Here is a 7,329-nt window from a genome sequence, read left to right on the forward strand (position 1 = left end):
TCCTAGGTCACAATTTTGGATTGTGCAATGGTGTATCGGAAATATAGTTGGCGGGCTGGGGTAGAGGGGGTACCTGTCCATAAGGCTGTGAACTGCAGATTTAGAGTGAATGACCGTTTTTCTTTCCAAATTGTTCAACAACGCCTTAAGATGATGCGCATCACATAACGATGCGACCCGCGTCACGAAAGGACAGCCTAGTGAGTGCTGAAACAGCTGCAGCCGTCAAAAACCCGCCCAAGGGTATTGGTGCCATGGCCGGCGCCATGTTCCTCATGGCCACTTCCTCCATTGGTCCAGGCTTCTTGACCCAGACCTCCGTCTTTACCGTCCAGATGGGCGCGGCCTTCGCCTTCGCCATTTTGTTGAGCATCGTCGTGGATATCGCGATTCAGCTCAACGTGTGGCGTGTCTTGTGCGTCTCCGGCATGCGTGCAAACGAACTGGGCAACACCGTTCTGCCAGGCCTCGGCTGGTTCCTTGCGGTGCTCGTATTCTTGGGCGGCATCGTCTTCAACATCGGCAACATCGCCGGTACGGGGCTTGGTCTTAACGCGATGCTTGGCATCGATGCCCGAATCGGCGGTGTCATCGCAGCGGCGATTGCCGTCTTCGTCTTCCTGTCCAAGCGCGCCGGCATCGCGCTTGACCGCTTGGTGGCTGCCCTCGGCGCCATCATGATTCTGCTCATGCTCTACGTTGCCATTGTGTCGCAGCCACCAGTAGGCGAGGCGCTCAAAAACACTGTGATGCCAGAAGAGATTGACTTCTTCGTCATCACCACGCTGATCGGCGGCACAGTCGGCGGCTACATCACCTTCGCCGGTGCACACCGCCTCATCGACAGTGGAATGTCTGGTAGTGAGCACATCAAGAACATCACCACTACCTCCGTCATGGGCGTCATCATCACCGGTATCATGCGTGTGCTGCTCTTCTTGGCGGTTCTCGGCGTCGTCAGTACTGGCGTAGCACTGTCTGAGGACAACACCGCGGCAGATGCGTTCCGTCAGGCGGCCGGCGAGTTCGGCCTGCGTGCCTTCGGCGTGGTGCTCTTTGCAGCAGGCCTGTCCTCGGTCATCGGTGCGTCTTATACCTCGATCTCCTTCGTGACCACACAGAAGGTTGCCCCACGTACCCGTAACTTCCTGACCGTTGGTTTCATTGCGGTTTGCACCTTGCTTTTCCTGCTTCTAAACTCCGCTCCGCAGAAGCTGCTTATTTTCGCCGGCGCATTCAACGGCATCATTTTGCCTATCGCGTTTGCGATGGTGATGTGGGTTGCTTATCGACGCCGCGACCTCCTCGGCGATTCCAAGTATCCCACCTGGTTGCTGGTGCTGGGCACCTTGGCCCTGCTCCTAGAGCTCTACATCGGTTTTTACTCTTTCTCCGGAATCATGAAACTTTGGGCTTAGGGGAGGCATAGTCGATGTCTTACACAGCGCACCCTTCCTCGATGCAGCCCGCTAACGTACGGGCGCATGCACGGCAGAATCAGATGGTGACCACGGCAGGTTTCGCTGACGGCTTCATGCAGGCGAACCTGCTCGCCGTGCCGCAGGAATACGCATTCGACTTCCTGCTGTTTGCCCAGCGTAATCCAAAGGCGTGCCCGATTGTGGGCGTATTGGAGGCGGGCCAATACAGCTCGGAGCTGCTCGCCGGTGGCGACATCCGCACTGACATTCCGGGCTACCGCATCTTCCGCGACGGTGAGCTGACCGACTCCGTGGAAGACGCCACCGAGTTTTGGACTGAGGACATGGTTGCGTTCCTCATCGGCTGCTCGTTCACTTTTGAGTCAGCACTGCAGGAAAATGGCATCACACTGGCCCATATCGAGCAAGGGCGCAACGTCGCGATGTACCGCACGAACATCGCGACTGTGCCGGCAGGCATTTTCAGCGGACCGCTGGTGGTCTCCATGCGGCCGATTCCCGCATCTCAGGTTGCCGACGCCGTGCGCATTACCTCGCGCTACCCGTCGGTGCACGGAGCGCCGGTGCATGTGGGTAACCCTGAGGCTATTGGCATTGAGGATCTTTCGCGGCCTGACTTCGGCGACGCCGTGGACATCCCAGAGGGGCACATCCCGGTGTTCTGGGCATGCGGCGTGACACCACAAGCAGTGGTGATGAACTCGAAGCCGCGCTTGGCGATTACCCACCAACCCGGCAAAATGCTCGTCACCGACGCGCGTGACGTGGACTACCAGGTGCCTTAAGCCCGGTCTGCGGCTGCCGTTCCTTTGCCTGGCTCTCCTTTGCCCGGCTCTGTGGATGGTCCCATTGCTTGGGTTTCATTGGTTGGGTTTCTTTACGAGTGGCCGGTGCCGGAAAACTCGGCTTACTGGTCCCTTTACCCCACAAAGGGACCCAACCTATGGGACCAAACCGCAATGGGGGGGCAGGGAGGCCGCCCCGCCAAGCCACCCCAGGCTAGATGACCGCGAGCATCTTCTCGCAGGTGCGCAGCAGGCTGTCGTGCAAGAGCGCGGCAGCTTTTTCGCGTTTTCCGTCGGCAACGAGTCGGGACAAGCGAATGTTTCCCTCAATGTGCTCAGCATGCAAGGTGGGGTAACGCGGGATGACGAGCAAGAAGCTCAGCCGCATCCGTGCGAGTAGGTTGTTCATCTGCTCGTTAAGCGTCGGGGAATTAAGCGACGCCACCAGTGTGCGGTGAAAACGCTGGTTGATGTTGGATACTCCTTGGTCCTCACCGCGTTCCTGCGCGGCGCGAGCAGCAGTGACAAGCTCAATCAACGCTGCTGGGTCGGCGAATTCGCCCCACAGCACACCGGAGGGCTCGATAGCGGCGCGCGCGATGAACAGGTCGCGCACGTAATCGGCATCCGGCGTCGCAATGAAGACGCCTCGGTTAGGGATGCGCTCCACGAGGCGTTGCGCAGCGAGCTCGGTGAAGGCCTCGCGGAGAGTATTGCGGGAACAAGAGAAGCGCTCAGCGGCTTTCACCTCGCTGAGCTGTTGGCCAGGCATGAACTCGCCGGCCGAGATGCCATCGCGAATTTTCGACGCCACGGACTGAGAAAGCATGCCAGACAGCTTAATTCATTAGTCGATAGTCGCGATAACCTTCGACGGATCCAAGCGGTCGCCTTCCTTGGCCAACAGCTTGATCGTGCCGCCGCATGGAGCCTTTACAGCAGATTCCATCTTCATAGCCTCGATGGTGGCGATGTCATCGCCTTCTTCGACGGTGTCGCCGTCGGCGACGTTCCAGGCCACGAGGTTGGCGTCGTAAGGCGCGGTGACAGCACCCTCCGTGCTGCCGCCCTCACCGGCAGATGCTGCGTTGCCTGCCGTGCCAGATGGTGCAGCGCCGGCAGCCACACCGGAAAGCAGACGCTCTGGCAGACCAACGCTAACCAGCTTGCCGTCGATTTCGATGGCCACCTGGGTGCGCTTGGCATAGATGGCTTCCACCGGCGCGATGTGGCTCGTAGCCTCTGCAGAAGGGCGGTAGTTGTGGTCCAACCAGTCGGTGTAGATACCGGCTCGTGTCTCAGCATCGCCGTGATCGGCCAGGACCTGGGAGGAGACCATGTCGCGGTGGAAAGGCAGGACGGTGCGCACGCCTTCGATATCGAACTCCTCGAGCGCGTGCTTTGCACGAGCCAGGGCGATCTCACGAGTTGGGCCCCACACCAGTAGCTTGGCAATCAGTGAGTCGTAATAAGGCGGCACGATGGAGCCGGAGCGCACGCCGGCGTCAACGCGGATGCCAGGGCCCGTCGGCGGCTCAAAGCGCACGATGGTGCCAGGGCATGGCGCAAAGCCGTTCAGGATGTCCTCGGCGTTGATGCGGAATTCGAAAGCGTGGCCGGTGGATTCCGGATCTGTCGAGATGGAAAGTGGCTCACCCGCTGCGATGCGGAACTGCTCGGCAATGATGTCGACGCCGGTGACCACCTCAGTGACCGGGTGCTCAACCTGCACACGGGTGTTGACCTCGAGGAAGGAGATGGTGCCGTCCTCAGAAACGATGTACTCCACGGTGCCGGCACCGGTATACCCCACCTTGGCACAGATGGCGCGTGCGCCTTCGTGGATGCCCTTGCGCTGTTCGTCGCTAAGCGCTGGGGCAGGGGCTTCCTCGATGAGCTTCTGGAAGCGGCGCTGCGTGGAGCAATCGCGGGTGCCGAGCACGGCGACGTTGCCGTGGGTATCGGCGAGGATTTGCGCCTCGACGTGGCGTGGGTGAGTCAGGAACTTCTCCACGTAGCACTCTGCGCGGCCGAAGGCTTCCTTAGCCTCGCGGCCTGCAGAGTTGAAAGCTGCCTCAATGTCTTCCAAGTTTTCCACGACCTTTAGGCCGCGTCCACCGCCACCATATGCAGCTTTGATGGCAATCGGTAGACCGTGCTTTTCGGCGAAGGCCCGGGCCTCCTGCCAGTCATCAATCGGATCCGAGGTGCCCGGTGCCAGAGGAGCGCCGACCTCCTCGGCCACGCGGCGGGCCGCAATTTTGTCACCGAGCAGCTCGATGGATTCTGGGGTTGGGCCGATCCAGGTCAGGCCCGCACTGGCGACGGCGCGGGCAAAGTCAGCGTTTTCAGAAAGGAAGCCATAGCCCGGGTGGATGGCATCAGCGCCGGCGCGAACCGCAATGTCCAGCAATGCCGGGACATTCATATAGGTATCGGCCGCGGTGTTGCCGGGCAGGGCGTAGGCCTCGTCGGCCACGCGGGTATGTAGGGCGCCTGCGTCTGCCTCGGAGTAGATGGCGATGGAGCGAATACCCAGATCGCGGGCGGCGCGAGCGATGCGGACGGCGATTTCGCCGCGGTTTGCAATAAGGACTGCAGAAATCATGATTAACCTTTAAATAGTTGTAGCGAGTTCGAAGCGGACCGTGGCTCCCGGTGGAAGCTGTGCGGCGATATCAATGTCCTCTTCGAGGACGGTGGCAATAACGGGGTAGCCGCCGGTGACGGCGTGGTCACGCAGGAAGACTACCGGCTCACCCGATGGCGGAACCTGGACGGAGCCGGCGACCATTCCTTCACTCGGAAGCTCGCCGGAGCGCGCCCGTGACAAGGTCGCATCGTCGCTGGCCCGAAGACGCAGGCCGACGCGGTTGGACTGTGGAGTAACTTCCCATTCGGTATTTAAGAATTTCTCGAGGGATTCCTTGGTGAACCAGTCATCACGCGGACCCAGCACACAGCGCAGCACGCCCTCGGTCTGGCCACGGGACCCTTCGGTCACGCGCAGCGGGTTCGTTAGCTGCGCGTCGGTCATGGCGGTAGAACGCGGCAACACACCGATGATGTCGCCTAGGCGCACCGGCGCCGGGCCCAGCCCGGAGAGCACGTCGGTGGACGCGGAGCTCAACTCGCTATCGGCAACGATGCCGCCGCGGATGGCGATGTACGAGCGCATGCCGTAGGTGGCGGGCTCAACGCGCACGGTGGAACCCGCGGTAACTAGCACGGGGCGCGCGAGGTGCACCGGCATCTCCTCGAGGACCACGCGGGCCTGGGCGCCGGTGACGCAAATGACGGTATCAGTTAGGGCACGCAGGCGAATGCCGCCGATGTTTTCCAGCACCGTCGCACCGCGCGGGTTGCCCACCGCGACGTTGGCGGTGGCCGCTGCTGCCTGGTCAGCCGCGCCCGAAGGGGTAACGCCTAAGTTGCCACGACCCGGGCGGCCTTGGTCCTGGAAGAGGGTGACAAGGCCTGGGTCGATGACTTCCATACGTGGCAGGCGCGCCGGGGTACGGCGGCCAAACGGGGTGGTGGACACGATGTCCGGCAGGGAGCTGACGGCACGGTAGCGCACGCGGTCGCCGGGCTGCACCAGCGCCGGCGGCTGCGCATCCGATTCCCACATCGGGGTCGAGGTGGTGCCTAGCAGCTGCCAGCCGCCGGGGGAGACGCGCGGGTAGACCGCGGAGAAGTTACCGGCGATGCCTACCGCACCATTTGGCACCGCGGTACGCGGGGTAGAGCGACGCGGGATGTCGACGCCGCGGGAGGCATCTGCCGGGGTGCAATACGTAAAGCCTGGGGCAAAGCCGCCGAAGGCAGCAAGCCACTCGGTCGAGGTATGCCAGTCGATAAGCCCCTCGCGGGACATGCCGAGCAGGTCGGCAGCTTCGTCTAGATCCGCGCCGTCGTAAAGCACGTCGATCTCTACCAAGCGTGGCTCCTCCACGGAGCGTGCGGAAGGGTGGAAATCCTCCAAGAGCTCGGCGGCGGCATGCGCCGAGTTTGGAGTATTAAAGGTGAGCAATAGGGTAGTCGCTGCGGCAATCGCATCGACTTGGTCTTTCAGCGGCTGCGCAGTAAGTGCCTCGTGCCAGGTCATGACCTGGGAAAGATCATCCAACTCCACGAGCAACGCGCGGGTTCCTACGGGGTGAATGTGCATTAGATAAAGCTCCGGATCTCAATGCCACGGGCATCCAGCTCGGCTACCACGCCGCGCAGCATCTCCACGGCGCCAGGGGAGTCACCGTGGGTGCAAACGGACTGCGCATCCACGCTAAGGACGCTGCCGTCGATGGCGGTGATGGCGCCGGTTTCTGCCACCTCGAGAACGCGCCTTACGACGTCGTCTGCCGAGTGCAGCACAGCATTGTCCTGTGTGCGCGAGACCAGGGTGCCGTCGGGGTTGTAGTTGCGGTCGGCGAAGGCCTCGCGGATTACAGTCAGGCCGCGTGCCTCGGCGACCTCGACTGCCACGCCACCCGGCAGTAGCATGACCGGGATATCTCCAAAGGCTTTGATGCCGTCGATGACTGCCGTGGCCTGGGCTTCGTGGTGAACGATGGCGTTGTACATCGCGCCGTGCGGCTTGACGTAGGCAACGCGTGTGCCGTGTGCGCGGGCCAGCGCCTCAAGCGCGCCGATTTGATAGGTGACTTCGTCTGCCAACTCAGCCGGGTTGTAGTCGATGAAGCGACGGCCGAACGCGGCTGGGTCGTTGTAGCCCACGTGTGCACCAACGACGACGCCCGCTTCTTTAGCTGCGCGGACGGTGCCGGCGATGGAGTGTGGGTCACCCGCGTGGAAGCCGGTGGCGACGTTGGCAGAGGAGACCAGCTTGAGCATCGCTGCGTCGTCTGCGACTGGATTGCCTGCGGTGGTCTCGCCGAGGTCGGCATTGAGATCAATAAAGAGCTGGCTCATACACTCAAATCCCCTTCTGAAATTGTTCAACAATCTATAGGCGGACAGTGTATCGTGCGTCACGCCACTTTGTGAAGTAGGACGCCATTTTTGAGCAAGAGCGGGGGTAGTCACGCTGTATCGATGTGCGTGACTACCCATTACGTTGTTAGCAGTTCCACCCCAGGGCG

The 7,329-nt window shown here is 61.6% G+C and carries 6 protein-coding genes; 2 read left to right on the forward strand and 4 right to left on the reverse strand.

Annotated elements, in window-relative coordinates:
• Positions 1-254: 254 nt before the first annotated feature.
• Both HMPREF3158_RS12270 and HMPREF3158_RS12275 read left to right on the forward strand, forming a co-directional pair.
• Positions 255-1,418 (forward strand): NRAMP family divalent metal transporter, encoded by a 1,164-nt coding sequence (locus HMPREF3158_RS12270; protein ID WP_141741058.1) that lies wholly within the window; start codon positions 255-257, stop codon positions 1,416-1,418.
• 14 nt (positions 1,419-1,432) lie between these two features.
• Positions 1,433-2,227 (forward strand): putative hydro-lyase, encoded by a 795-nt coding sequence (locus HMPREF3158_RS12275; RefSeq protein WP_070498729.1) that lies wholly within the window; start codon positions 1,433-1,435, stop codon positions 2,225-2,227.
• Positions 2,228-2,441: 214 nt separating this feature from the next.
• Here the strand turns inward: HMPREF3158_RS12275 and HMPREF3158_RS12280 are convergent, their stop codons facing one another.
• The 4 genes from HMPREF3158_RS12280 to HMPREF3158_RS12295 are packed head-to-tail and all read right to left on the reverse strand — an operon-like array spanning position 2,442 to position 7,159.
• The gene (locus HMPREF3158_RS12280) at positions 2,442-3,056 is read right to left on the reverse strand and encodes a GntR family transcriptional regulator (protein ID WP_070498731.1); all 615 of its coding nucleotides are present in this window, start codon (positions 3,054-3,056) and stop codon (positions 2,442-2,444) included.
• A gap of 18 nt (positions 3,057-3,074) precedes the next feature.
• Entirely contained in the window at positions 3,075-4,835 is a 1,761-nt protein-coding gene (locus HMPREF3158_RS12285) for an acetyl/propionyl/methylcrotonyl-CoA carboxylase subunit alpha (RefSeq protein WP_062035725.1), read from the reverse strand.
• A 9-nt stretch (positions 4,836-4,844) separates the two neighbouring features.
• Entirely contained in the window at positions 4,845-6,398 is a 1,554-nt protein-coding gene (locus HMPREF3158_RS12290) for a 5-oxoprolinase subunit B/C family protein (RefSeq protein WP_070498733.1), read from the reverse strand.
• Positions 6,398-7,159, reverse strand: coding sequence for a LamB/YcsF family protein (locus HMPREF3158_RS12295; RefSeq protein WP_062035723.1), 762 nt, complete (start codon positions 7,157-7,159; stop codon positions 6,398-6,400). The genes HMPREF3158_RS12290 and HMPREF3158_RS12295 overlap by 1 nt, the downstream gene beginning before the upstream one ends.
• Positions 7,160-7,329: the final 170 nt, after the last annotated feature.

The organism is Corynebacterium sp. HMSC06G04 (assembly GCF_001807365.1).
Lineage (GTDB): Bacteria > Actinomycetota > Actinomycetes > Mycobacteriales > Mycobacteriaceae > Corynebacterium > Corynebacterium simulans.